Origin of the sequence: Cupriavidus oxalaticus (genome assembly GCF_016894385.1) — a bacterium.
Taxonomy (GTDB): Bacteria; Pseudomonadota; Gammaproteobacteria; order Burkholderiales; family Burkholderiaceae; genus Cupriavidus; species Cupriavidus oxalaticus.
The window spans coordinates 472,575-494,506 of the sequence record NZ_CP069812.1 but is presented as its reverse complement, the minus strand read 5'-3'; the positions used below and the strand labels follow the sequence as shown (position 1 = coordinate 494,506).

21 protein-coding genes are annotated in these 21,932 nt (G+C 68.4%); 16 read left to right on the top strand and 5 right to left on the bottom strand.

Annotated features, from left to right (window positions below; genetic code table 11):
- From gmhB to JTE92_RS14620, 5 genes are all read left to right on the top strand, one after another.
- On the top strand, window positions 1-603 hold the full coding sequence (gmhB, locus tag JTE92_RS14640) for a D-glycero-beta-D-manno-heptose 1,7-bisphosphate 7-phosphatase (RefSeq protein ID WP_063236815.1): 603 nt from the start codon (window positions 1-3) through the stop codon (window positions 601-603).
- Window positions 604-649: 46 nt separating this feature from the next.
- Window positions 650-1,414 (top strand): lysophospholipid acyltransferase family protein, encoded by a 765-nt coding sequence (locus JTE92_RS14635; protein WP_063236814.1) that lies wholly within the window; start codon window positions 650-652, stop codon window positions 1,412-1,414.
- On the top strand, window positions 1,411-2,265 hold the full coding sequence (locus JTE92_RS14630) for a M48 family metallopeptidase (RefSeq protein ID WP_063236813.1): 855 nt from the start codon (window positions 1,411-1,413) through the stop codon (window positions 2,263-2,265). Before JTE92_RS14635 ends, JTE92_RS14630 begins: the two co-directional genes overlap by 4 nt.
- A gap of 96 nt (window positions 2,266-2,361) precedes the next feature.
- Entirely contained in the window at window positions 2,362-2,769 is a 408-nt protein-coding gene (gene gloA, locus JTE92_RS14625) for a lactoylglutathione lyase (protein ID WP_029048797.1), read from the top strand.
- 59 nt (window positions 2,770-2,828) lie between these two features.
- Window positions 2,829-3,695 (top strand): DMT family transporter, encoded by an 867-nt coding sequence (locus JTE92_RS14620; RefSeq protein ID WP_063236812.1) that lies wholly within the window; start codon window positions 2,829-2,831, stop codon window positions 3,693-3,695.
- 174 nt (window positions 3,696-3,869) lie between these two features.
- Here the strand turns inward: JTE92_RS14620 and trpS are convergent, their stop codons facing one another.
- The 5 genes from trpS to JTE92_RS14595 are packed head-to-tail and all read right to left on the bottom strand — an operon-like array spanning window position 3,870 to window position 10,892.
- Complete coding sequence (gene trpS / locus JTE92_RS14615) at window positions 3,870-4,907, bottom strand: tryptophan--tRNA ligase (protein ID WP_063236965.1); 1,038 nt, start codon at window positions 4,905-4,907, stop codon at window positions 3,870-3,872.
- 52 nt (window positions 4,908-4,959) lie between these two features.
- Complete coding sequence (gene rsmA, locus JTE92_RS14610) at window positions 4,960-5,793, bottom strand: 16S rRNA (adenine(1518)-N(6)/adenine(1519)-N(6))-dimethyltransferase RsmA (RefSeq protein ID WP_063236964.1); 834 nt, start codon at window positions 5,791-5,793, stop codon at window positions 4,960-4,962.
- 29 nt (window positions 5,794-5,822) lie between these two features.
- Window positions 5,823-6,926 carry a 4-hydroxythreonine-4-phosphate dehydrogenase PdxA gene (gene pdxA / locus JTE92_RS14605; RefSeq protein WP_063236811.1) on the bottom strand — a complete coding sequence of 368 codons (1,104 nt, stop codon included), beginning with the start codon at window positions 6,924-6,926 and terminating at the stop codon, window positions 5,823-5,825.
- Window positions 6,927-6,968: 42 nt separating this feature from the next.
- Entirely contained in the window at window positions 6,969-8,441 is a 1,473-nt protein-coding gene (locus JTE92_RS14600; protein ID WP_063236810.1) for a peptidylprolyl isomerase, read from the bottom strand.
- Window positions 8,442-8,450: 9 nt separating this feature from the next.
- Window positions 8,451-10,892 (bottom strand): LPS-assembly protein LptD, encoded by a 2,442-nt coding sequence (locus tag JTE92_RS14595; RefSeq protein WP_063236809.1) that lies wholly within the window; start codon window positions 10,890-10,892, stop codon window positions 8,451-8,453.
- Between the two features lie 200 nt (window positions 10,893-11,092).
- Here JTE92_RS14595 and JTE92_RS14590 point away from each other — a divergent pair, with 200 nt between their 5' ends.
- The 11 genes from JTE92_RS14590 to ruvC all read left to right on the top strand — a co-directional run bounded on the left by JTE92_RS14590 (window position 11,093) and on the right by ruvC (window position 21,868).
- Window positions 11,093-12,127, top strand: coding sequence for an aminoglycoside phosphotransferase family protein (locus JTE92_RS14590; RefSeq protein ID WP_063236808.1), 1,035 nt, complete (start codon window positions 11,093-11,095; stop codon window positions 12,125-12,127).
- A gap of 106 nt (window positions 12,128-12,233) precedes the next feature.
- Complete coding sequence (locus JTE92_RS14585; RefSeq protein ID WP_232353341.1) at window positions 12,234-12,935, top strand: AzlC family ABC transporter permease; 702 nt, start codon at window positions 12,234-12,236, stop codon at window positions 12,933-12,935.
- Entirely contained in the window at window positions 12,932-13,255 is a 324-nt protein-coding gene (locus JTE92_RS14580) for an AzlD domain-containing protein (RefSeq protein WP_063236806.1), read from the top strand. Before JTE92_RS14585 ends, JTE92_RS14580 begins: the two co-directional genes overlap by 4 nt.
- The gene (gene murU / locus JTE92_RS14575; protein WP_063236805.1) at window positions 13,255-13,992 is read left to right on the top strand and encodes an N-acetylmuramate alpha-1-phosphate uridylyltransferase MurU; all 738 of its coding nucleotides are present in this window, start codon (window positions 13,255-13,257) and stop codon (window positions 13,990-13,992) included. The genes JTE92_RS14580 and murU overlap by 1 nt, the downstream gene beginning before the upstream one ends.
- Window positions 13,993-14,110: 118 nt before the next feature.
- Window positions 14,111-15,502 (top strand): aminopeptidase P N-terminal domain-containing protein, encoded by a 1,392-nt coding sequence (locus tag JTE92_RS14570; RefSeq protein WP_063236804.1) that lies wholly within the window; start codon window positions 14,111-14,113, stop codon window positions 15,500-15,502.
- Complete coding sequence (locus JTE92_RS14565) at window positions 15,499-15,981, top strand: hypothetical protein (RefSeq protein ID WP_063236803.1); 483 nt, start codon at window positions 15,499-15,501, stop codon at window positions 15,979-15,981. Before JTE92_RS14570 ends, JTE92_RS14565 begins: the two co-directional genes overlap by 4 nt.
- Window positions 15,962-17,191 (top strand): UbiH/UbiF/VisC/COQ6 family ubiquinone biosynthesis hydroxylase, encoded by a 1,230-nt coding sequence (locus JTE92_RS14560; protein WP_063236802.1) that lies wholly within the window; start codon window positions 15,962-15,964, stop codon window positions 17,189-17,191. Before JTE92_RS14565 ends, JTE92_RS14560 begins: the two co-directional genes overlap by 20 nt.
- A gap of 338 nt (window positions 17,192-17,529) precedes the next feature.
- Window positions 17,530-18,597, top strand: coding sequence for a tRNA dihydrouridine synthase DusB (gene dusB / locus JTE92_RS14555; RefSeq protein ID WP_084254417.1), 1,068 nt, complete (start codon window positions 17,530-17,532; stop codon window positions 18,595-18,597).
- Complete coding sequence (locus JTE92_RS14550) at window positions 18,594-18,827, top strand: Fis family transcriptional regulator (RefSeq protein ID WP_019447044.1); 234 nt, start codon at window positions 18,594-18,596, stop codon at window positions 18,825-18,827. The genes dusB and JTE92_RS14550 overlap by 4 nt, the downstream gene beginning before the upstream one ends.
- 22 nt (window positions 18,828-18,849) lie before the next feature.
- The gene (purH, locus tag JTE92_RS14545) at window positions 18,850-20,424 is read left to right on the top strand and encodes a bifunctional phosphoribosylaminoimidazolecarboxamide formyltransferase/IMP cyclohydrolase (protein WP_063236800.1); all 1,575 of its coding nucleotides are present in this window, start codon (window positions 18,850-18,852) and stop codon (window positions 20,422-20,424) included.
- Between the two features lie 898 nt (window positions 20,425-21,322).
- A complete protein-coding gene (ruvC, locus tag JTE92_RS14540) occupies window positions 21,323-21,868 on the top strand; it encodes a crossover junction endodeoxyribonuclease RuvC (protein ID WP_063236799.1) in 546 nt (181 codons plus the stop codon).
- Window positions 21,869-21,932 lie beyond the last annotated feature (64 nt).

The following is a 21,932-nucleotide window of genomic DNA, read 5'->3' as shown; positions in this document are numbered from 1 at the left end:
ATGCCGCAGACGCCGCCGAAGTTTGTCATCCTGGACCGCGACGGGGTGGTCAACCTCGACAGCGACCAGTTCATCAAGTCGCCCGACGAGTGGATTCCCATCGACGGCAGCCTGGAAGCCATCGCCGCGCTGAACCAGGCCGGCTATCGCGTGGTGATCGCCAGCAACCAGTCCGGCATCGGCCGCGGCCTGTTCGAGATGAGCACGCTCAACGCCATGCACGAGAAGATGTACACGGCGCTGGCACGCCTGGGCGGGCGCATCGAGGCCGTGTTCTTCTGCCCGCATACCGCCGCGGACGGCTGCGACTGCCGCAAGCCCAAGTCCGGCATGCTCGAGCAGATCAGCGAGCGCTTCGGCATCGAGCTGCGGGGCGTGCCGATCGTGGGCGATTCGCTGCGCGACCTGGAGGCCGGTGTCGCGGTCGGCTGCACGCCGCACCTGGTGCGCAGCGGCAAGGGCCTGAAGACCCTCGACAAAGGCGGCCTGCCGCCCGGCACGCAGGTGCATGACGACCTGCGCGCCTTTGCGCGCTGGCTGACCGGCAATGACGGCGGCAACGATGTCGGCAAAGACAGCGCCACCCGCGAATCCGCACAATAAGCCATTGCCGACGCTGGCACCGACCCTCTTTTTTGCGCCCCCACGCATGACGTTTCTCCGTTCCCTGTTGTTTGCGCTGTACCTGCTGGTGCTGACGCCTCCCTACGCCTGCGCCTGCTTCCTCGTCTTTCCCTTCATGAACGCCGACCAGCGCTTCCGCTTCGTGCGCGGCTGGCCGCGGCTGGTGATCCGGGCCGCGCGCGGCATCTGCGGCATCCAGTACCGCATCGAGGGCCATGAGCACATGGACCGCATGCTCGACAAGCCGGTGGTGCTGCTGTCCAAGCACCAGTCGGCGTGGGAGACGGTGGCCTACGTGGCGCTGATGCCCAGGCCGCTGTGCTTCGTGTTCAAGCGCGAGCTGCTGCTGGTGCCGTTCTTCGGCTGGGCGCTGGGCATGCTCAAGATGGTCCATATCAACCGCAAGGAAGGCACCCGCGCCTTCGCCTCGGCCGTGCGCCAGGGCCGCGAGCGGCTGGCCGAAGGCGCCTGGATCATCATGTTCCCGGAAGGCACGCGCACGCCGTCGGGACTGGAAAAGCCGCGCTACAAGAGCGGCGGCGCGCGCCTGGCGGTCGAGACCGGTGCCTGGGTGCTGCCGATGGCGGTCAACTCCGGCCGGGTGTGGCCGCGCAACAAGTTCCTCAAATACCCGGGCATGGTGACGATCTCGGTCGGCCCGCCGATCGCCTCGGCCAACAAGACCGCCGACCAGCTCAACCAGGAAGTGGCCGACTGGATCGAGCGCGACATGCGCCGCATCGACGCGGACAGCTACCGCAGCGAAGCACGGGTAGAGCCGGCCGCATGAAGCTGCTGCGCCCCGCCTCCGACGCCGACGGCGCGCAGCTGGAACTGCCGCTGGCAGAGGCCGCTCCCGCAGTCCATGCAGCAGCGGCGCCGCTGCTGCCGGTGCAGCCGGCATGGCCGGTGCCGCAGCCCAATGGCCGGCTGCTGCACGTGGGCGAGCGCGCGCTGCACTATACGCTCAAGCGCTCGTCGCGCCGCACCATCGGCTTCACCATCGATGACCGCGGCCTGTCGATCACGGCGCCGCGCTGGGTCACGCTGGCCGACATCGAATCGGCCATCCTGGAGAAGCAGCGCTGGATCTTCAACAAGCTCGGCGAGTGGCGCCACCGCGAGGCACGCCGCGTGCTGCCCACGGTGCAGTGGCGCGACGGCGCCAGCATGCCCTTCCTGGGCCAGCCGCTGACGCTGTCGCTGGAGTCGCCGATCGGCGCGCTGCTGTTCGACGCCGGCCGCCGCGTGCTGCACCTGGCGCTGCCTGCGCACGCCGACGAGCAGCAGATCAAGGACCGCGTGCAGGGCTGGCTGCAGCAGCAGGCACGCCGGCTGCTGGCCGAACGGCTCGACGTCTATGCCGACAAGCTGGGCGTGCGCCATTCCGGCTTTGCGCTGACTTCGGCGGCCACCCGCTGGGGCAGCTGCACCGCCGACGGCAAGATCCGGCTGAACTGGCGCCTGATGCATTTTCCGCTGTCGATGATCGACTACGTCGCGGCGCACGAACTCGCCCACCTGAAGGAAATGAACCACGGGCCGCGCTTCTGGCAGACCGTGGAATCGATCTTCCCGGAATTCCGCGACGCCCGCGCGCAGCTGCGCGCGCATCCGCCCGAGCTGCTGCCGACCTTCTAGGCCACGCTTCCAAGCCACTTTCAAGCAGCCGGTGCGTTTCGGCCAAACGCACTAAAATGGCGCCTTCCAATACCTAAAACAGTTGAAGGCCCTCAAATGCGACTCCTCCACACCATGCTGCGCGTCGGCGACATGCAGCGCTCCATCGATTTCTACACCCGCATTCTCGGCATGCAGCTGCTGCGCGAGAGCGACAACCCCGAGTACAAGTACCGCCTGGCCTTCGTCGGCTACGGCCCCGAAAGCGAAACCGCGGTGCTGGAACTGACCTACAACTACGGCGTCGACCAGTATGACCTGGGCACGGCCTACGGCCATATCGCGCTGGAGACCGACAACGCCGCGGCGGCCTGCGAGCGCATCCGCGCGGCCGGCGGCAAGGTCACCCGCGAAGCCGGCCCGGTCAAGGGCGGGACCACCGTGATCGCCTTCGTCGAAGACCCGGACGGCTACAAGATCGAGCTGATCGAGCGCCATTCCACCCGCGACGCCAGCCGCCCGTAACGCGTCCATCGATCGCGACCGTGGACGCGCAAACCCTGACCCGCCGGCCGCTGGACGGCATGGCGGTAGGACTGATGGTGGTCCTGTGCGCCGCCTGGGGCCTGCAGCAGGTGGTGATCAAGGTGACCGCGCCGCTGATGGGCGCGGTGCTGCAGGCGGGCGTGCGCTCGGCGGTGGCGGCGCTGCTGGTGTTCGGCTTTGCCGCCTGGCGCGGCACGCCGATCTGGCGCCGCGACGGGACGCTCAACGCCGGGCTGCTGGCGGGGCTGCTGTTCGGCGCCGAGTTCTTCTGCATCTTTGTCGGGCTGGGCCACACCACGGCCTCGCGCATGGCGGTGTTCCTGTACACCGCGCCGATCTTCACCGCGCTGGGGCTGCATTTCGCCGTGCCGGGCGAGCGGCTGCAAACCGGGCAGTGGCTCGGCGTGGCGCTGGCGTTCCTGGGCATGGCACTGGCGTTCGCCGATGGCATCGCGGCACCGTCGGCCCACGGCAGCACGCTGCTCGGCGATGCGCTCGGCATCCTGGCCGGGGCGCTGTGGGCCGCCACCACGGTGGTGGTGCGCGCCAGCCCGCTGGCAAGCGCGCCGGCCAGCAAGACGCTGCTGTACCAGCTGGCGGTATCGGCGGTGCTGCTGCTGGCGATGGCGGTGGCCGCGGGCCAGACCGCGACCGTGCGGATCGACGGCGTGGTGGTGGCGAGCCTGTTCTACCAGTCGGTGCTGATTGCGTTTGCCAGCTACCTGGCGTGGTTCTGGCTGCTGCAGCGCTACCTGGCGTCGCGGCTGTCGGTGTTTTCCTTCCTGACGCCGCTGTTCGGGGTGGCGTTCGGCGTGCTGCTGATGCACGACGCGGTGGGGCCGCGCTTTGCGGTGGCGGCGGTGCTGGTGCTGGCGGGGATCGTGCTGGTGAATCGGCGAGGGTGAGGGGCGCGCCAGCGTTGGGGTAAAAACCGTTGGCCTCGCTTCATGTGGCACCTTGCTAGCCCACCCCTCACCCCGGGCCCTCTCCCCCTGAGGGGAGAACACCTTGCTTAGGCAAGCTCGGGCGGCTTGGGAGCACCCAAAACCGGTGGGCCCTATTGAGCGCCGCCTTCTAGCTCAGCGGCGCGCCTCGAACGAGAACATCCCCAGCGCGTCGCGCACTTCCTCCAGCGTCTGCTGGGTCAGCTCGCGTGCCTTCTGCGTGCCCTGGCGCAGCACATCGAACACATAGTCCGGGTTCTTGGCCAGTTCTTCGCGGCGGGCGCGGATCGGGGCCAGCATGTCCTGCAGGATGCCTTCGATGCGGCGCTTGAGCACCATGTCGCCCAGGCCGCCCTTGCGATAGTGCTCCTTCAGCGCTTCGACTTCCTCGGTGTTCGGGTCGAACGCATCCAGGTACGTGAACACCACGTTGCCCTCGACCTGGCCCGGATCCGACACCTTCAGGTGGTTCGGGTCGGTGTACATGCTGTGCACCGCGGCCTTGATCTGCTCCGGCGACGCGCCCAGCGCGATCGCGTTGCCCATCGACTTGCTCATCTTGGCCTTGCCGTCGACGCCGGGCAGGCGGCCGAACTTGGGGATCAGCGCCTTGCATTCCGGCAGCACCTCGCGGCCGACCTGGTTGTTGATGCGGCGCACGATCTCGTTGGTCTGCTCGATCAGCGGGGCCTGGTCTTCGCCCACCGGCACCACCTGGGCCTTGAAGGCGGTGATGTCCGCGGCCTGCGCGGCCGGGTAGCACAGGAAGCCGGCCGGGATATCGCGGCCGAAGCCGCGCGCCTGGATCTCTTCCTTGATGGTCGGGTTGCGCTCCAGCCGCGCTACCGTGACGAAGTTCAGGTACATCAGCGTCAGCTCGGCCAGCGCCGGCAGGTGCGACTGCACGGTGATGGTGGTCTTGGCCGGGTCGATGCCGACTGCCAGGTAGTCCAGCGCCACTTCCAGCACGTTGCGGCGTACCTTGTCGGGATCGTGCGCGTTGTCGGTCATGGCCTGGGTATCGGCCAGCAGCAGGTATTGCTCATGCGAATCCTGCAGCGCCACGCGGCTCTGCAGCGAGCCGACGAAGTGGCCGAGGTGCAGCGGGCCGGTGGGACGGTCGCCGGTCAGGATCACGGGGCGCCGGTTGGTTTGGCTGGTTTGGGCTGTCATGGGACGGTCTTGCAGGAAATAGTAGCGGGAATTCGGGTGGTTGATCTGGGCTTCAGGCGGCCTGCCCCGCGGCGCCGCCACCCACGCGGCGGGCCAGCTCGACATACTCGCCGACGGGCACTTCCTCGGCGCGGCGGCCAAGGTCGAAGCCCATCGCGTCGAAGTCGACCTGGTCGCGCAGGAACGACAGCGTATTGCGCAGCACCTTGCGCCGCTGCGAGAACGCCGCGGTGACCACGTCGCCAAGCACGGTGATGTCGCAATCGGCATGGGGCGAGCGCAGGCGGCCGTCGTCGTGGCGCGGCCACGGGATCATCCGCACCACGGCGGAATCGACCTTGGGCGGCGGGTTGAAACTGCCCGGCGGCACGTCCAGCACATGTTCCATGTAGTAGCGCACCTGCAGCATGATCGACAGCCGGCCGAAGGCCTTGCTGCCGGGCTCCGCCACCATGCGCTCGACCACTTCCTTCTGCAGCATGAAGTGCTGGTCGCGCACCCGGTCGGCGAACTGCATCAGGTGGAACAGCAGCGGGCTGGAAATGTTGTACGGCAGGTTGCCGACGATGCGCAGCGGCCTGCCCGGCACTTCCAGCTTGCCGAAGTCGAAGTCCAGGGCGTCGCCGGCATGTACTTGCAGGCGCTCGCCGTAGCGGCGGCGCAGGCGCTCGACCAGGTCGCGGTCGAGTTCGACCACCTGCATCTGCGGGATCCGTTCGAGCAGCGGGCTGGTCAGCGCGCCGAGCCCCGGCCCGATCTCGACCAGCACGTCTTCGGCCTGCGGACTGATGGCATTGACGATGCCGTGGATGATGGTGTCGTCGACCAGGAAGTTCTGCCCGAATCGCTTGCGGGCCACATGGCCCTGGTGCACGTGGGAACGCATGGTTCGATGTTGCAGCATGAGGTCCGGCTTCAGCACGGCGGCTGCAAGCCAGGATTGGTATGGCCCGGATGGCTGGCGCCGGCGCCATCGGGATGGCGGCCGGTGGCATGGCCGGCCATGGTGACCGCACTGCGGATGGCCTCGATCATGCTGCCATGCTCGGCCTGGCCGGTGCCAGCGAGGTCCAGCGCGGTGCCGTGGTCCACCGAGGTGCGGATGAAAGGCAGCCCCAGCGTGATGTTCACGCCGTGGCCGAAGGTGCCGTATTTCAGCGGCGCCAGCCCCTGGTCATGGTACATCGCCAGCACGCAGTCGGCATCGCGCAGGTGGCGCGGCTGGAACAGCGTGTCGGCCGGGAAGGGGCCGCGCGCATCGATGCCGGCATCCTTGGCCCGCGCCAGCGCGGGCACGATCACGTCGATCTCCTCGCGGCCCATGTGGCCGCTTTCGCCGGCGTGCGGATTCAGGCCCGTGACCAGGATGCGCGGGCGCGCGATGCCGAAGTAGCGGCGCAGGTCGGCATCGATGATGATCAGGGTCTGCAACAGCAGCGGGATGGAGAGCGCATCCGGCACCGCGCGCAGCGGCAGGTGCGTGGTCGCCAGCGCCACGCGCAGCATGGCGTTGTCGTGCGCGGGCTGCGGACCGGCCAGCATCATCACCACGCGCGCCACGCCGGCGCTGTCGGCGAGGTATTCGGTGTGGCCGGTGAACGGCACGCCGGCGTCGTTGATGGTGCTCTTCTGCACCGGCGCCGTGACCATGGCCGCATAGCGCGGCGTGGCGCGGCCCTGCGGGAGGCAGCCGGCAATGGCGGCATCGAGCAGCGCCAGCACGTACGGGCCGTTGCGCGCATCGAGGCGGCCCGGGTCGCACGCGACGGCCAGCGGGATGTCCTCGATCACCACATCGCCATCGGCGATGCGCCGCTCCCAGGCGTGCGTCACGCCCAGCGCCGCGGCGCGTTCGGCCAGCAGGCGGGCATCGCCCAGCACATGGAAGCGGTAATGTCCGCTGCCCCCGTTGTTGCCATGGTTGGCGCCGGCGAGCTGCAGCAACGCCCCGATGGTGATATCGGGGCCGATGCCGGCGGGCTCGCCGGTGGAAATGGCCAGGGATAGCGGGTTAGGCATGTCGGCGTGGTCGGGAGGGCGGGTGAGCGGCGCTTGCGCGCTTCAGCGCTGCCGGTTGATGCGGTACTCGACGTACGCCTGCGAGCGCAGCTGGCGCACCCAGTCATCATACGCGGCCCGCAGCTTCTGTTCGCGGACCTCGGCGCGGGCAAAGTCGCGCTGCTTCTCGGGCGACAGCTCGGTCTCGCGGCGGTTCAGCACCTGGATCAGGTGCACGCCGAACTGCGTGACCACCGGCTCGGAGATCTCGTTCGGGCGCAGGCGGCTCATGGCCTGCTCGAACTCGGGCACCAGCTCGCCCGGCGAGACCCAGCCGAGGTCGCCGCCGTTCTGCGCCGAGCCATCCTGCGAGAAGCGCTTGGCCGCGTCGGCAAAGTCGCCGCCGTGGGTGATGCGGTCGCGCAGCGTGCTGAGCTGGCGGCGCGCCTCGGCTTCGGGCATGTTGGGGCCGGTGCGGATCAGGATATGGCGCACCTGGGTCTGCGTGATCTTGCCGGCCGCGGCCGGGCCGGATGCCGGCGCGGCGCGCCTGGCCACCAGCTTGACCACGTGGAAGCCCGCGGCGCTTTCCACCACCTGGGGCGCCACGGCGCCGGGCTGGAGGTCGACCACCGCGTTGGCGAACAGCGCCGGCAGGCGGCCGATCTCGCGAAAGCCCATGGCACCGCCCTGCGCGGCTTCCGGGCCTTCCGAGCTGGCTTGCGCCAGCTGCGCAAAATCGGCACCGCCCTGGGCCTGCTTCAGCAGCCCCTCGGCCTTGGCGCGCTGCGCCTGCTTCTGTGCGTCCGAGGCATTCTCGGGCACGCGCACGAGGATCTGCGCCACGTTGTATTCGGTCGGGCCGGTGGCCGCGGACTGGCCACCGCGGGCAGCCAGGAAGTTGTCGATCTCGCCGTCGTAGACCTGCACCTTGGAATCGACCTCGCGCTCGCGCAGGCGGATCACCTGCACCTGCTTGCGCAGTTCGTCGCGGTACTTGGTCCAGGTCATGCCGCTGGCTTCCACGCGGCGGCGCAGCTCGGTGGCGTTCATGCGGTTCTGCTGCGCCACCGACTCGATGGCGCGGTCGATCTCCTGGTCGGTCACGCGGATGCCGGCGTCCTGCGCGGCCTGGGTCTGCACGCGTTCCATCACCAGGCGCTCCAGCACCTCTCCGAGCAGGTCGGCGCGCGGCGGGACCGGGCGGCCGGCGGCGCGCAGCTGGCCTTCGATTTCATCGGCGCGGTCGAGCAGCTCGCGACGCGTGATCACGCTGTTGTTGACCACGGCGACCACCTCGTCGACCAGCTGCGAGCGCTTCTGGTCGCCAGGCTGCGGCACGCCGAGCTTGGGCTGGCTCGCCGGCGCGGTGACGTCGGACGACTGCGGCACGAAGATGCCGGTGGCACGTCCCGCGCCCGGTGCCTTCAGCTGCGCGGCGGCCGGTACGGTGATCGCAGCCAGCACGGCCGGCAGCAGCAGGCGGTGCCACGACGTCATGAGAAAGGAAAACACGGCGAATTCTTGACGTTTCATCTTAATCCGTCATTCATAGTGATCGTACTGGGTCGTCGGCACCGGCTTGGCGGACACGGGCTCGTAGCCCGGCACGTTCAGGCGCAGGATGTTCAGCGGATTGGACCCGATCTTGGAAAGGCCACGGAACTCCACCTGCAGGAAGACCCGCCCGGTGTAGCCCTGCGTGGTGTTGCGGAAACGCTGGTAGACCACGCGGCCGACCCAGCAGTCCGCGGCATATTCGACGCCGGCCAGCGTATCGACCATCTGGCTCGCGCTCAGGTCGAAGGCAAAGCGCGCGATGGCGTAGGCGCGCCGCGTGATCGGCCACTGGCCCGACAGCTCGAACTGGTCGATCGCGGTGTTGTCGGTCACGGCGGTCGGACGGCGGTAGCGGTAGCCGGCGTTGAAGACCTTGCGCGGCTCCGGGCGGTATGAAAACGCCACGTTGCCGTAGTTGACCCGGTCGGTATCCAGGTTGTACTGCACGCCCATGTCCAGGTAATAGCCCCGGAACATCTGGACGGTGGTCGCGGCGAGCAGATCGGAGGCGCCGGGCTTGGGGTCCTCCAGCGTGCCGTTGATCTGCACGCGCTGCCCGGTGAAGTCGTAGCGCTGCGCGATGGTGCCGCGGAAGCGCTCGATGCCGGAATCCGACTCGATCAGGCGCGTGGTCAGGCCGCCGGTGATCTTGTTGTTGTCGGCGATGCGGTCGTAGCCCGTGAACGGGTTCTCGCTGAAGATCTGGCCGTAGCCGAAGTCCGACTGGACCGTGTCGAACAGCGGGAACAGGCTCTGGTCGCGGAACGGCGTATAGACGTAGAACAGGCGCGGCTCCAGCGTCTGCAGGTAGTTCACGCCGAACAGCCGGCTCATGGTCGGCGCCTCGCGCTCGAACGTCATGCCCGAATCCAGGCTGACGGTGGGCAGCACGCGCGAGAAATTGGTCTGCGCGTTGGGCGTATTGTCCTGCGACTCCATCTGGTACTGGGTCGCATTGAACGTGACCTTCGGCGTCACATACCAGCCGGCGCGCACGATCGGGTAGCTGATGCTCGGCTGGATGTACATGCGATCGCCCTGCGGCTGCTGGAAGCCCGTGGACGTCAGCGGGATGCGGAAGCGGGTGTAGTCCCCCTCCACCTGCACGTCGAAGCCGCCCAGGTCATAGCGGATGTACTTGCCGTTGAGCTGCGGCTCGCGCTCGTACGACGGCTCGCTGGGGCGCAGCGTCTGGAACTTCTGCACCCGCGCCATCAGGAAGAAATCCTGCCAGTTGTAGGTGACGCCGCCTTCCTGCACGTACTGGCGCTGCGCGGACTGCGCCACGCTGCGGTTGAAATCGTCCGGGTACTGGTCGTCCGAGACCCGGTTGACGTTCAGGTAGGCGTTCAGCCCCTTGGCCAGGCTCTGGTTGTGCTGGATCGAGTAGGCCCAGCGGTTCGAGTTGGTCTTCTGGTCGTCAGGCAGGAATTCGGCGCGGATGCGGCCGGAATAGCCCTGTCCCAGGTAGCGGTACTCCCCGCCCAGCTGCAGGCCGCGCTCCGTCATCAGCCGCGGGTAGATGGTCAGGTCGCGGTTCGGCGCGATGTTGAAGTAGTACGGCATGGTCAGGTCGAAACCCGAGCGCGAGCCGTAACCCATCAACGGCGCCAGGAAGCCGCTGCGGCGGTCATCGTTCAGCGGAAAGCTGAATGCCGGCGCCGCCGCGATCGGCACCCCGAAGAAATTCAGCACGCCGCCATAGGCCACCCCCACCTGGCGGTCGCTGTCCAGGTCGATCTGGTTCGCGCTGAAATACCAGTCCGCGTTGTCCGGCGAGCAGGTGGTGTACGACGCCCGCTTGATGGTGCTGCGGTCCTTGTCCAGGAAATCGATGCGCTCGGCCTTGCCGGCGCCGCCGGTCTGCTGGAAGTAGTAGTCCGGCGACAGCATGTAGCCTTCGTTGGCCTCGACCTTCAGCTTGGCCTCGGGCCCCACCGCCAGCGTGCCGCTGCGCGACAGCCGCACGTTGCCCTGGGCATGGGCCTCGTCCGTATCCTGGTCGTAGCTCAGCTTGTCGCCCTTGACCACGCCGCCGTCCCGGCGCAGCTCGGCATGGCCTTCGAGTTCGACCCCGCGCTCGCTGTAGCCGGTCATGCGGTCGCCCTCGATGAACGTCGGCGCGCCGGAATCGGGCTCGCTGGTCTTGGGGGGCTCGGCCAGCCGCGGGACCAGTTCGCCGGAGACCGTGGGCGGCTCCGGCGCCTGTGGTGCGGCTTCGAACACCGGCTCGACCTGGTCCAGGTCCGGAATCGCCGAGCCCGACATCTGCGCCTGGGCGCCGGCCGACAGGCCGGCCATGGCCAGCACCAGCGGACGCAGCCGGCCCGCGTTCAGGCGGCCGGCGCGCCTGGCGCGGGCGGCGGCGCCAGGGGGGGCAGGCGAAAGCAAGGCCTTGTTATTCGGTGTTCGTCGTTGTTCGGTCATTCGCACGGGTTGTCAGTCTCGGCGTGGGCCGCGGCCGCCTGCAAGCCGCCAACCCCTGCCAGAACAGGCTGCGGGGCAACGAAGGCCCCTCCCGGGGGCCGCCCGGCGCCCGGGTCTGGTCGGGTATTATACGGGGCATCCAAACCTGCCCTTGCGGCCGGCCTCCCCCGCTCCACGATATTTTTCCGCGCCCTTCCTGTATGGCAGCTCTTCCCCACGACCCGCGCCTGGACCAGCTCAAGGCCTGGGTGTCCGGCCTTGGCCCGGCATGGTCCGCCGATCCCGACTCTTGCGTGCCCGCATCGGCCGATGCCAGCTTCCGGCGCTATTTCCGCGTGCGTACCGGCAACCCGGCGCACCCGACCGCCATCGTCATGGACGCGCCGCCGGCACACGAGGACTGCCGCCCCTTCATCCACGTCTGCCAGCTGTTCGGCGCGGCCGGCGTAACCGTGCCGACCGTGCTCGCGCAGGACCTGGCGCAGGGTTTCCTGCTGCTCGCGGACCTGGGCAGCCAGACTTACCTGTCGCGACTGGACGATTCCACGGCCCATGGCATGTATGCCGACGCCGCCGCGACGCTGGTCCGCATCCAGGCCGCCACCCGCCCCGGCGAGCTGCCCGCCTACGACCGCGCGCTGCTGCAGCGCGAACTCGACCTGTTCCCGCAGTGGTACGTGGCCAGGCACCTTGGCGCCACGCTGAGCGACGCCCAGCAGGCCGACCTGCGTGAAGTGATGGATACGCTGCTTGCCAACAACCTGGCGCAGCCGCAGGTCTACGTGCACCGCGACTACCACTCGCGCAACCTGATGGTGCTGGACGGCGGCGCCAATCCCGGCGTGCTGGATTTCCAGGACGCGGTGATCGGCCCGATCACCTATGACGCGGTCTCGCTGTGGCGCGACGCCTATATCGAATGGGACGAGGAACAGCAGCTCGACTGGCTGATCCGCTACTGGGAGCGCGCGCGCAAGGCCGGCCTGCCGGTCAATGCCGATTTCGGCGAGTTCTACCGCGATTTCGAATGGATGGGCCTGCAGCGCCACCTGAAGGTGCTGGGCATCTTCGCGCGCCTGTACCACCGCGACGGCAAGGACGGCTACCTCGCCAACCTGCCGCTGGTGCTGAAGTACACCCGCAGCGTTGCCGGCCGCTACAGCGAGCTGCGCAAGCTGATCCGCCTGCTGGATGCGCTGGAAGGCGTGGCCAGCCCGGCCGGCTATACCTTCTGACGACGTGCCTGACGCCAACGACCCGGCCCGGCCGCACGCCTCCGACGCCAGTCCCGCCATCACCGCCTTCGGCGAATGGCTGGCAGGCGCGCGCGCGCTCGCGCCGATGCTGCTTGGCGTGGTGCCGTTCGGCCTGATCTACGGCGTGCTGGCCGTCGGCGCCGGCATGCCGGCGTGGCTCGCCTGCGCCATGAGCGCGATCGTGTTCGGCGGCGCCTCGCAGATGATCCTGACCCAGTTGTGGACCGCCGGCACGCCCGCGGTGGTGATCACGCTGACGGTGGCCATGGTCAACCTGCGCCACGCCCTGTATTCCGCCACCATCGCGCCCACGCTGGCCCACCTGCCGCGCCGCTGGAAGGCACTGATCGCCTACCTGCTGACCGACGAGGCCTTCGCCGCGATGACGCACCGGCTGGGGGATACCGGCCCGCGCGCGCAATACCGCCACTGGTATTACTTCGGCGGCGGCTTCGCGCTGTGGGCCAGCTGGCAGGTGTCGACGCTGGCCGGCGTGCTGGTCGGCGCCCAGGTGCCGCGCGACTGGCCGCTCGATTTCTTCCTGCCGCTGACCTTCATCGGCATCATCGTGCCCGGTCTCAGGCACCGCTCGCACGTGGCCGCCGCGGTGGCCGCCAGCATACTGGCGGTGGCCTGCTACGGCCTGCCGCACAAGCTCGGCCTGATGGTGGCGGCGCTGGGCGGCATCGCCGCCGGCATGCTGTTGCTGGGCCGCGGCAACCGCCCCGGCGCGCGCCGGGCCGGCGCGGCGGATCGCGCCGGCTCGGTCGGCAAGGAGGCCGCATGAATGCGCTGACCTTGCTATGGGTCTTCCTGGCCGCCGGCCTGGCGACCTTCCTTATCCGCCTGTCGTTCATTGCCGTGGAAGGCCGCGTGCGGCTGCCGGCGTGGTTCCGCACCGCGCTGCAGTTCGTCCCGGCCGCCATGCTGTCGGCGCTGATCGCCCCCGACCTGCTGATGCAGGGCGGCGAACTCGCGCTCACCCCAACCAATGCGCGGCTGGTGGCCGGCGTGGTCGCCATCCTGATCGCCGCGCGTACCCGCAGCGTCGGCTGGACCATCGCCGGCGGCATGGCCACGCTGCTTGCCCTGGAGGCCCTGTTCTGATGAAGGTCATGATCTTCGCCGCCGGCCGCGGCGACCGCATGCGCCCGCTGACCGATACCTGCCCCAAGCCGCTGCTGGCCGTGGGCGGCAAGCCGCTGATCGTCTGGAAGATCGAGGCGCTGGCGCGCGCCGGCCTGCGCGACATCGTCATCAACCACGCGTGGCTCGGCGCGCAGATCGAAGCCGCGCTCGGCGACGGCAGCCGCTTCGGCGTGCGCATCGCGTACTCGCCCGAAACCGAGGCGCTGGAGACCGCCGGCGGCATCGCCAAGGCCCTGCCGCTGCTGTCGCACGACCCGGCCCGCGGCGAGATCTTCCTGGCCGTGTCGGGCGACATCTTCTGCGACTACGACTTCCGCAAGCTGCTGCCCCGCGCCGCCGCGATGGCCGGCGCCGCCGAGCCGCGCATGCACCTGGTCATGGTGCCCAACCCGGCGTTCCATCCGCGTGGCGATTTCGGAATGGACGCGCAAGGACGGCTTTCGCTGGAGGAGCACCCGATCCACGGCGAGCGCCTCACCTTCGGCAATATCGGCCTGTACGATACGCGCCTGTTTGCCGGCATCGCCGCTGGCACGCGGGTCGCCATGACACCCTTCTACCGCGCCGCGATCGCCGCCGGCACCGCCAGCGGAGAGCGTTTCGACGGGCGCTGGGAAAACGTTGGCACGCCGGCGCAGCTGGCAGAGCTGGACGCCAGGATTGCGCCTGTGCCGGCCGCCGCCGCCGGCCGCTGATCGCGGGGTATCGGAGCAGCGCCATGGCAGTGGCGCGACGCGCCTTTTGCTTCACCGGCGCTGCAACGCGCCTGCCGGCGTTAGAATCGGCCTGATTCTTCTCTTCCCAGGCCATATCATGTCCGCACCCGACAACGCCCTCCTCGCCGCCTGCCGCGAACGCCGCGCCCGTGTGCTGCAGCACCTGCGCGCCGGCGGCGGTGGCGTGGCGATCCTGCCTACGGCGCCGGAAGCCATGCGCAACCGCGACAGCGACTATCCGTACCGGCACGACAGCTATTTCTATTACCTGACCGGCTTCACCGAGCCCGAGGCCGTGCTGGTGCTGGTGGCCGGCGCGCCGGGCGACCCGGCCGATGCCGACCGCAGCATCCTGTTCTGCCGCCCCAAGCACGAGGAGCGCGAGATCTGGGACGGTTTCCGCTACGGCCCCGAAGGGGCGCGCGCCGCGTTTGGCTTCGACGAGGCGCATTCGTTCGAAGAGATCGACGCGACGCTGCCGCCGCTGCTGGCCAATCGCGCGCAGGTGGCCTACCCGCTGGCCGAGTCGACCTGCACCGACATGCAGATGCGCCGCTGGCTCGACGCGGTGCGCATGCAGGGCCGCGCCGGGGTGTCGGCGCCGTCGGTGGCGATCGATATCCGCACGCTGCTCGACGAGATGCGGCTGTTCAAGGACGCGGGCGAGCTGGCGATCATGCGCCGCGCGGGCGAAATCTCCGCCGGGGCCCATGTCCGCGCGATGCAGGCCACGCGCCCGGGCCTGCGCGAATACCACCTCGAAGCCGAGCTTCTCTATGAATTCCGCCGCCACGGCGCGCAGAGCGTGGCCTACAACTCGATCGTCGCCACCGGTCCCAATGCCTGCGTGCTGCACTACCGCGCCGGCCCGGCCGAGCTGAAGGACGGCGACCTGTGCCTGATCGACGCCGGCTGCGAGCTTGACGGCTACGCTTCGGACATCACCCGCACCTTCCCGGTGTCGGGACGCTTTTCGCCGGCGCAGCGCGAGCTGTATGACCTGGTGGTGGCAGCGCAGGAAGCCGCGATCGCCGAAACCCGCGCCGGCGTGCCCTACAACGTGCCCCACGATGCCGCCGTGCGCGTGCTCGCGCAAGGCATGCTCGATACCGGCCTGCTCGACCGCAACAAGGAAGGCTCGCTCGACGACGTGCTGGCCAGCGGCAGCTACCGCCGCTTCTACATGCACCGCACCGGGCACTGGCTTGGCATGGATGTGCACGACGTGGGCGAATACCGCGTCGCCAGCCATGGCGGCGAAGGCGAGCGTCCGTGGCGGCCGCTGCAGCCGGGCATGGTGCTGACCATCGAGCCCGGCATCTACGTGCGTCCGGCGCAGGACGTGCCGGAACGTTACTGGCATATCGGCATCCGCATCGAGGATGACGCCGTGGTGACCGATGGCGACTGCGAGCTGATCACCCGCGGCGTGCCGGTGCATGCCGACGAGATCGAAGCGCTGATGCGCGATGCCGGAGGCCGGCAATGATCTCTTGGCTGCGCAGACTCTTTCCCGGCCAGGGCAGCACCCAGGCCGCGGCCGCGCAAGCGCGCGACCCCTCGGAACCGTTCATCATCAACCTGTTCGACGACCGCGTCGTGGTGCACCGCCCTGATGGCCAGCGCGAGGAGATCGCGTGGGACACGCTGGAACGCGTCGTGGTGCGGGTCTCCAACCGCGAGCCCTGGGCGGGCGCTGCCTGGCTGATCCTGGTCGGCGCGCCCGACAGCGGCCAGGGTTGCGTGGTTCCGACCGATGCCGCCAACTATGCCGCGCTGCTCGAGCAGCTGCGCGCGCTGCCCGGCTTCAACCAGCAGAAGCTCGACAATGCGCTGCGCGACGCCGCGGCCGGCAAGTCGCGCACTGACGCGATCTGCTGGAAGCGCGGGGCCGGCGAAACCGGCGGCGGCAGCGATGCCCCGGGCGGCAATGCAGGAGGCAGTGACGATGCCGGCCGCGCCAGCTGATATCCGCGACATCGCCATCGTCGGCGGCGGCCCGGTGGGACTGGCGCTGGCCTGCCAGCTGCTGCGCACCACGGACTGGCGCGTCGCGCTGATCGATGCGGCCACGCCGGCGCGCGCCGCGCGCGACCCGCGCGCGATCGCGCTGTCGCACGGCAGCCGCCAGTTGCTCGAGCAGATCGGCGCCTGGCCCGTGCCCGGCAGCCCGATCGAGCATATCCACGTGTCGCAGCGCGGCCGCTTCGGCCATGTCCGGCTGCATCATGACGACTACGGCGTGCCGGCCCTGGGCTATGTGGTCCGCTATGGCGAGCTGTGCGATGTGCTCGAACGCGCCCTCGCGCGCGCCGCGCAGGCTTGCCCGGCCGACCGGCTGCAGCGCATATTCGAGACCCGCATCGACCAGATCGAGCAGCCGCCCTCCGCCGGCACCGGCGACGATGCCGACGGCGGCACGGTGCGGCTGACCGGCACTGCCCATGACGGGCAGGCAGCGCACTTTACCGCCAGGGTGGCGATACAGGCCGAGGGTGGCCTGTTCCACGAGCAGGCCCGGCACCAGGGCCGCGGCGCGCGCACGCGCGACTACGGGCAGACCGCCGTGATCGCCCATGTGGCCTGCTCGCGCCCGCAGCCGGGCTGGGCCTGGGAGCGCTTTACCGAGGAAGGTCCGCTGGCGCTGCTGCCGCACGACGAGCATGGCATCGCCGGCTACGCCTTGGTATGGTGCTGCCCGCCGGAACAGGCGGCGCGAAGGCTGGCGCTGCCCGAGGCGGAGTTCGCGCTGGAGCTCGGCCGCACCTTCGGCGACCGCATGGGTTACTTCACGCTGGCGGGCAAGCGCCATGCCTTCCCGCTGGGGCTGAACGCCGCGCCGGTCACGGTCAGCGGCCGCATCGCGGCGGTCGGCAACGCGGCGCAGACGCTGCACCCGGTGGCGGGCCAGGGCCTCAACCTGGGCCTGCGCGACGCCTTCGCGCTGGCCGACTCGCTGCGTGCCGCCTGCACGCCGCAGGCGCTGCAGGCCTTTGCCAGCCGGCATCGGCTCGACCGCGCCGTCACCATCGGGGTCACCGACCTGCTGCCGCGCCTGTTCGGCGTGCCCTACCCGCTGGCCGCGCATGCCCGCGGGGCGTCGCTGGCGGCGCTGGCCTGCCTGCCGCCGCTGCGGCACGCGCTGGCGCGCCACATGATGTTCGGCATGCGCCGCTGAAGACGGCATCGGCGATCTGTGGCGCATGCGCCACGCACCACGGATCGCGCTGCAGATTGCGCCATCGATGCTCAATTCTTGGGCAGTCGCTCCCGTTTGGCGGTAGAATCTCGCCCTCGCACATGTCCCGACCCATCGCCGGCTGCAGTTTCGGCAGGGACATGTTTTTCCGTTTCGTCTCTGTTTCGCCCGATCGCCGCAAGCAGGTCTCCCGAACCAGAGCAGGCCATCCCGATCCCTTCGGCGGCGCGCGCCGCCAGGGCGGCAGGGCCCAGCAGAACCGCCGCCCTTATCGTCGCCTTATCGTCGCCTTATCGCCGCCTTATCGTCGCCCTAACGTGCAGATCGGACCTCACCAACTCCGCAACAACCTGTTTGTCGCCCCTATGGCGGGCGTGACGGACCGGCCGTTCCGCCAGTTGTGCAAGCAGCTCGGCGCCGGTTATGCGGTATCGGAAATGGTGGCGTCCAACGCACAGCTGTGGAAAAGCGAAAAGACCATGCGCCGCGCCAACCACGCCGGCGAGGTCGAGCCCATCGCCGTGCAGATCGCCGGCGCCGAGCCGTCGATGATGGCCGAGGCGGCGCGCTACAACGTCGACCGTGGCGCGCAGATCATCGATATCAACATGGGCTGCCCGGCCAAGAAGGTGTGCAACGTGGCCGCCGGCTCGGCGCTGCTGCAGAACGAGCCGCTGGTGGTGCGCATCGTCGAGGCAGTGGTCGCCGCCGTCGGCGAGCGCGTGCCGGTCACGCTGAAGATCCGCACCGGGTGGAACCGCGAGAACCGCAATGCGCTGCGCATCGCGCGCATGGTCGAGGACGCGGGCATCAGCATGCTCACCATCCACGGGCGCACCCGCGCCGACCTGTACCACGGCGACGCCGAGTACGAGACCATTGCCGCGGTCAAGGCAGCGATCTCGATCCCGGTGGTCGCCAACGGCGACATCACCACGCCGCAGAAGGCAAGGCAGGTGCTGGCGCTGACCGGCGCGGACGCGATCATGATCGGCCGCGCGGCACAGGGCCGGCCGTGGCTGTTCCGTGAGATCGAGCACTTCCTGAAGACCGGCGAGATGCTGCCGTCGCCTGAGGTGGCCGAGATCCGCGCGATCATGAACGCGCACCTGGAAGACCACTACGCCTTCTACGGCGAGTTCACCGGCGTGCGCACCGCGCGCAAGCATATTGCCTGGTACACGCGCGGCCTGCGCGGCGCGAACCTGTTCCGGCACCGGATGAACACGCTGGAATCCACCACCGAGCAGCTGGCCGCGGTCAACGCCTTCTTCGACGAGCAGGCGCAGTTCTCGGACCGGCTGGTGTACGTGGACGACGACCAGGGCAAGCAGGATAAAGACGAAGCGAACAACAACAATAATGGGGAGTTGCTTGCCGCATGAGCCGCAACGCTATCGACCAGTGCATCCGGGACAGCCTGGACACGTATTTTCGCGACCTGGACGGTGAAGAGCCTTCCAATATGTACAACATGGTGCTCGAGGCCGTCGAACGGCCGCTGCTGGAAGCCGTGATGGTGCGCGCCGAGCGCAACCAGTCGCTGGCGGCCGCCTACCTGGGCATCAATCGCAACACGCTGCGCAAGAAACTGCAGCAGCACGGTTTACTTTGAATTTGAAGCGTTTCCCACAGCCATGATCAAGCAAGCCCTCCTTTCCGTTTCCGACAAGACCGGCATCGTCGAATTCGCGCGCGAACTGAACGCGCTCGGCGTGACGCTGCTTTCCACCGGCGGCACCGCCAAGCTGCTGGCCGACAGCGGCCTGCCCGTGACGGAGGTGGCCGACTACACCGGCTTCCCGGAAATGCTCGACGGCCGCGTCAAGACGCTGCACCCGAAGGTCCACGGCGGCATCCTGGCGCGCCGCGACCTGCCCGAGCACATGGCCGCGCTGGCCGAGCACAACATCCCCACGATCGACCTGCTGGTGGTGAACCTGTACCCGTTCCAGCAGACCGTGGCCAAGGATGACTGCACGCTGCCGGACGCGATCGAGAACATCGATATCGGTGGCCCGACCATGCTGCGCTCGGCGGCCAAGAACCACCGCGACGTGACCGTGATCGTCGATCCGGCCGACTATGCCGTGGTGCTCGACGAAATGCGTGCCAACGGCAATGCGGTTGGTTATGACACCAACTTCCGCCTGGCGACCAAGGTGTTCGCGCACACGGCGCAGTACGATGGTGCCATCACCAACTACCTGACCAGCCTGGGTGCGGACAAGTCGCACCAGGCCCGCAGCGCCTACCCGCAGACGCTGAACCTGGCGTTCGACAAGGTCCAGGAAATGCGCTACGGCGAGAACCCGCATCAATCGGCGGCGTTCTACCGGGACCTGAAGGCCGTGGATGGCGCGCTGGCCAACTACGTGCAGCTGCAGGGCAAGGAGCTGTCGTACAACAACATCGCCGACGCCGATGCGGCGTGGGAATGCGTGAAGTCGTTCGATGCGGCCAACGGGGCTGCCTGCGTGATCATCAAGCACGCCAATCCTTGCGGCGTGGCGCTGGGTGCCAACGCGCTGGAAGCGTATGAGAAGGCGTTCAAGACCGATTCGACCTCGGCCTTCGGCGGCATCATCGCTTTCAACGTGGAACTGGACGAAGCCGCTGCGCAGGCGGTGGCCAAGCAGTTCGTCGAAGTGCTGATCGCACCGTCGTTCAGCGCCGCCGCGCGCGCGGTGTTCGCGGCCAAGCAGAATGTGCGCCTGCTGGAGATTCCGCTGGGCAAGGGGATCAACCAGTTCGACTTCAAGCGTGTTGGCGGCGGCCTGCTGGTGCAGAGCCCGGATGCCAAGAATGTTCAGCCTTCGGAGTTGCGCGTGGTGACGCGCCGTCATCCGACGCCGAAGGAAATGGATGACCTGATGTTTGCGTGGCGGGTGGCGAAGTTCGTCAAGTCGAATGCCATTGTGTTCTGTGGTGGTGGCATGACGCTGGGTGTTGGTGCGGGGCAGATGAGCCGTGTGGATTCGGCTCGGATTGCCAGCATCAAGGCGCAGAATGCCGGGCTGACGCTGGCTGGTTCCGCGGTGGCGTCGGATGCGTTTTTCCCGTTCCGTGATGGGTTGGATGTGGTTGTGGATGCGGGTGCTACCTGCGTGATTCAGCCGGGTGGGTCGGTGCGGGATGATGAGGTGATTGCTGCGGCGGATGAGCGGGGGATTGCGATGGTGTTGACTGGGACGCGGCATTTCAGGCACTAAGCGGTTTTGTTTTGTTTGACGGCTGGGCTGGTCGCTGTTGGTGACATGCTGTCGGCCGTTCAAGCGCCCGCTGTCGCGGTTGATGACATGCTGTCGGCCGTTGAACCGCCTGGTTCCGCCCTCCTGGGCGGGTCACTTTTTGGCCGAGCGCCAAAAAGTAACCAAAAAGCGCGTCGCCTGAGCGGCTGGCTATCAAGTTGGCGGCGTGGGTGGTTCGGGCGGTGGTGATTTCCGTTCGATGTGGGTGGTAGTTCGAAGCTGCTACGCCAGGTGAGTTTGGGATCGTGGCTGCGTTAATCCACTATTGGACGATCCCCATGCCGGGCGTAGGCCGCCTGCTAAACGCGATATCGGTGGGACGCCTTCGGCTGCGCTGCGCGCGCTCAGTATCGTAGGTGTGGTGCCCTGGCACTCCGTGGGGGCTCTGGCCCTCACCCCCGGCCCCTCTCCCGCTCGCGGGAGAGGGGAGCAAACAAGCGGGGAGGGACAGGCTTGTGGGCTCATCGGCGATAGCGCCAAGCGAGCGCAACGCGTTCCGTGCCCGACCCCATGACCTGAGATGCTGACGGCGCGCAGCGCAGCCGTAGGCGTTCCTACGTTGCGGCCGGCAGCAGGGGCCCGCCACAGCTCTGGGCTCGTTCAATCATCGCTTCAACGCCGAGCCCCCGTGGCGCACCACGGCGTCAGGCAGTCCTGCCCTGCAACGAAGCAAAGCCCCGTACGAAATCCGCCGCATACTACGATAAGAGTGGCCGCCCGCAGGGCCGTAAACGCGCTTTTTGGTTACTTTTTGTCGCTCGGACAAAAAGTGACCCGCCCAGGAGGGCGGAACCAGGCGGTTCAACGGCCGACAGGATGTCACCAGTGCCAACAGCGCCAAGACCCATACCAACCCCATATGCGAATCCTAGGCATCGACCCCGGCCTCCGCACCACCGGCTTTGGCGTGATCGAGAAGCAAGGCAACAAGCTTGCCTACATCGCCTCGGGCACGATCAAGAGCAACGGCAACGAGAGCCTGCCGGAACGGCTGAAGACGCTCTACGACGGCATCAGCGAGATCTCCCGCACCTATGCCCCCGACTGCGCCGCGATCGAAAAGGTCTTCGTCAACGTCAACCCGCAATCGACGCTGCTGCTCGGCCAGGCCCGCGGCGCGGCGATCTGCGGGCTGGTCGGCTACGGCCTGCCGGTATTCGAATACACCGCGCTGCAGCTGAAGGTCGCAGTGGTCGGCTACGGCCGCGCCAACAAGGCGCAGGTCCAGGAGATGGTGACCCGCCTGCTGATGCTGCCAGGCCAGCCCGGCAGCGACGCCGCCGATGCGCTGGGCGTGGCCATTTGCCATGCCAATGGCGGCGATACGCTGGGCACGCTTGCAGGCATGGCCCCGGAACTGGCGCGCAAGGGCATGCGCGTGCGGCGCGGCCGGCTGGTCGGCTGAGCCAGCCTCCCGCGTCTCTTACAATCGGGCATTCGTCTTCCCGCAGGAATACTGAATGCCAAGC

Excerpts from the sequence above, each read along its gene's own strand:
- gmhB (WP_063236815.1), top strand. The coding sequence starts at position 1 with ATGCCGCAGACGCCGCCGAAGTTTGTCATCCTGGACCGCGACGGGGTG.
- rsmA (WP_063236964.1), bottom strand. The coding sequence starts at position 5,793 with ATGCGTTCCCACGTGCACCAGGGCCATGTGGCCCGCAAGCGATTCGGG.
- JTE92_RS14630 (WP_063236813.1), top strand. The coding sequence starts at position 1,411 with ATGAAGCTGCTGCGCCCCGCCTCCGACGCCGACGGCGCGCAGCTGGAA.
- trpS (WP_063236965.1), bottom strand. The coding sequence starts at position 4,907 with ATGACAGCCCAAACCAGCCAAACCAACCGGCGCCCCGTGATCCTGACC.
- JTE92_RS14590 (WP_063236808.1), top strand. The coding sequence starts at position 11,093 with ATGGCAGCTCTTCCCCACGACCCGCGCCTGGACCAGCTCAAGGCCTGG.
- JTE92_RS14635 (WP_063236814.1), top strand. The coding sequence starts at position 650 with ATGACGTTTCTCCGTTCCCTGTTGTTTGCGCTGTACCTGCTGGTGCTG.
- JTE92_RS14565 (WP_063236803.1), top strand. The coding sequence starts at position 15,499 with ATGATCTCTTGGCTGCGCAGACTCTTTCCCGGCCAGGGCAGCACCCAG.
- purH (WP_063236800.1), top strand. The coding sequence starts at position 18,850 with ATGATCAAGCAAGCCCTCCTTTCCGTTTCCGACAAGACCGGCATCGTC.
- JTE92_RS14595 (WP_063236809.1), bottom strand. The coding sequence starts at position 10,892 with ATGACCGAACAACGACGAACACCGAATAACAAGGCCTTGCTTTCGCCT.
- ruvC (WP_063236799.1), top strand. The coding sequence starts at position 21,323 with ATGCGAATCCTAGGCATCGACCCCGGCCTCCGCACCACCGGCTTTGGC.
- JTE92_RS14560 (WP_063236802.1), top strand. The coding sequence starts at position 15,962 with ATGCCGGCCGCGCCAGCTGATATCCGCGACATCGCCATCGTCGGCGGC.
- JTE92_RS14620 (WP_063236812.1), top strand. The coding sequence starts at position 2,829 with ATGGCGGTAGGACTGATGGTGGTCCTGTGCGCCGCCTGGGGCCTGCAG.
- murU (WP_063236805.1), top strand. The coding sequence starts at position 13,255 with ATGAAGGTCATGATCTTCGCCGCCGGCCGCGGCGACCGCATGCGCCCG.
- JTE92_RS14580 (WP_063236806.1), top strand. The coding sequence starts at position 12,932 with ATGAATGCGCTGACCTTGCTATGGGTCTTCCTGGCCGCCGGCCTGGCG.
- JTE92_RS14600 (WP_063236810.1), bottom strand. The coding sequence starts at position 8,441 with ATGAAACGTCAAGAATTCGCCGTGTTTTCCTTTCTCATGACGTCGTGG.
- JTE92_RS14585 (WP_232353341.1), top strand. The coding sequence starts at position 12,234 with ATGCTGCTTGGCGTGGTGCCGTTCGGCCTGATCTACGGCGTGCTGGCC.
- gloA (WP_029048797.1), top strand. The coding sequence starts at position 2,362 with ATGCGACTCCTCCACACCATGCTGCGCGTCGGCGACATGCAGCGCTCC.
- pdxA (WP_063236811.1), bottom strand. The coding sequence starts at position 6,926 with ATGCCTAACCCGCTATCCCTGGCCATTTCCACCGGCGAGCCCGCCGGC.
- JTE92_RS14570 (WP_063236804.1), top strand. The coding sequence starts at position 14,111 with ATGTCCGCACCCGACAACGCCCTCCTCGCCGCCTGCCGCGAACGCCGC.
- JTE92_RS14550 (WP_019447044.1), top strand. The coding sequence starts at position 18,594 with ATGAGCCGCAACGCTATCGACCAGTGCATCCGGGACAGCCTGGACACG.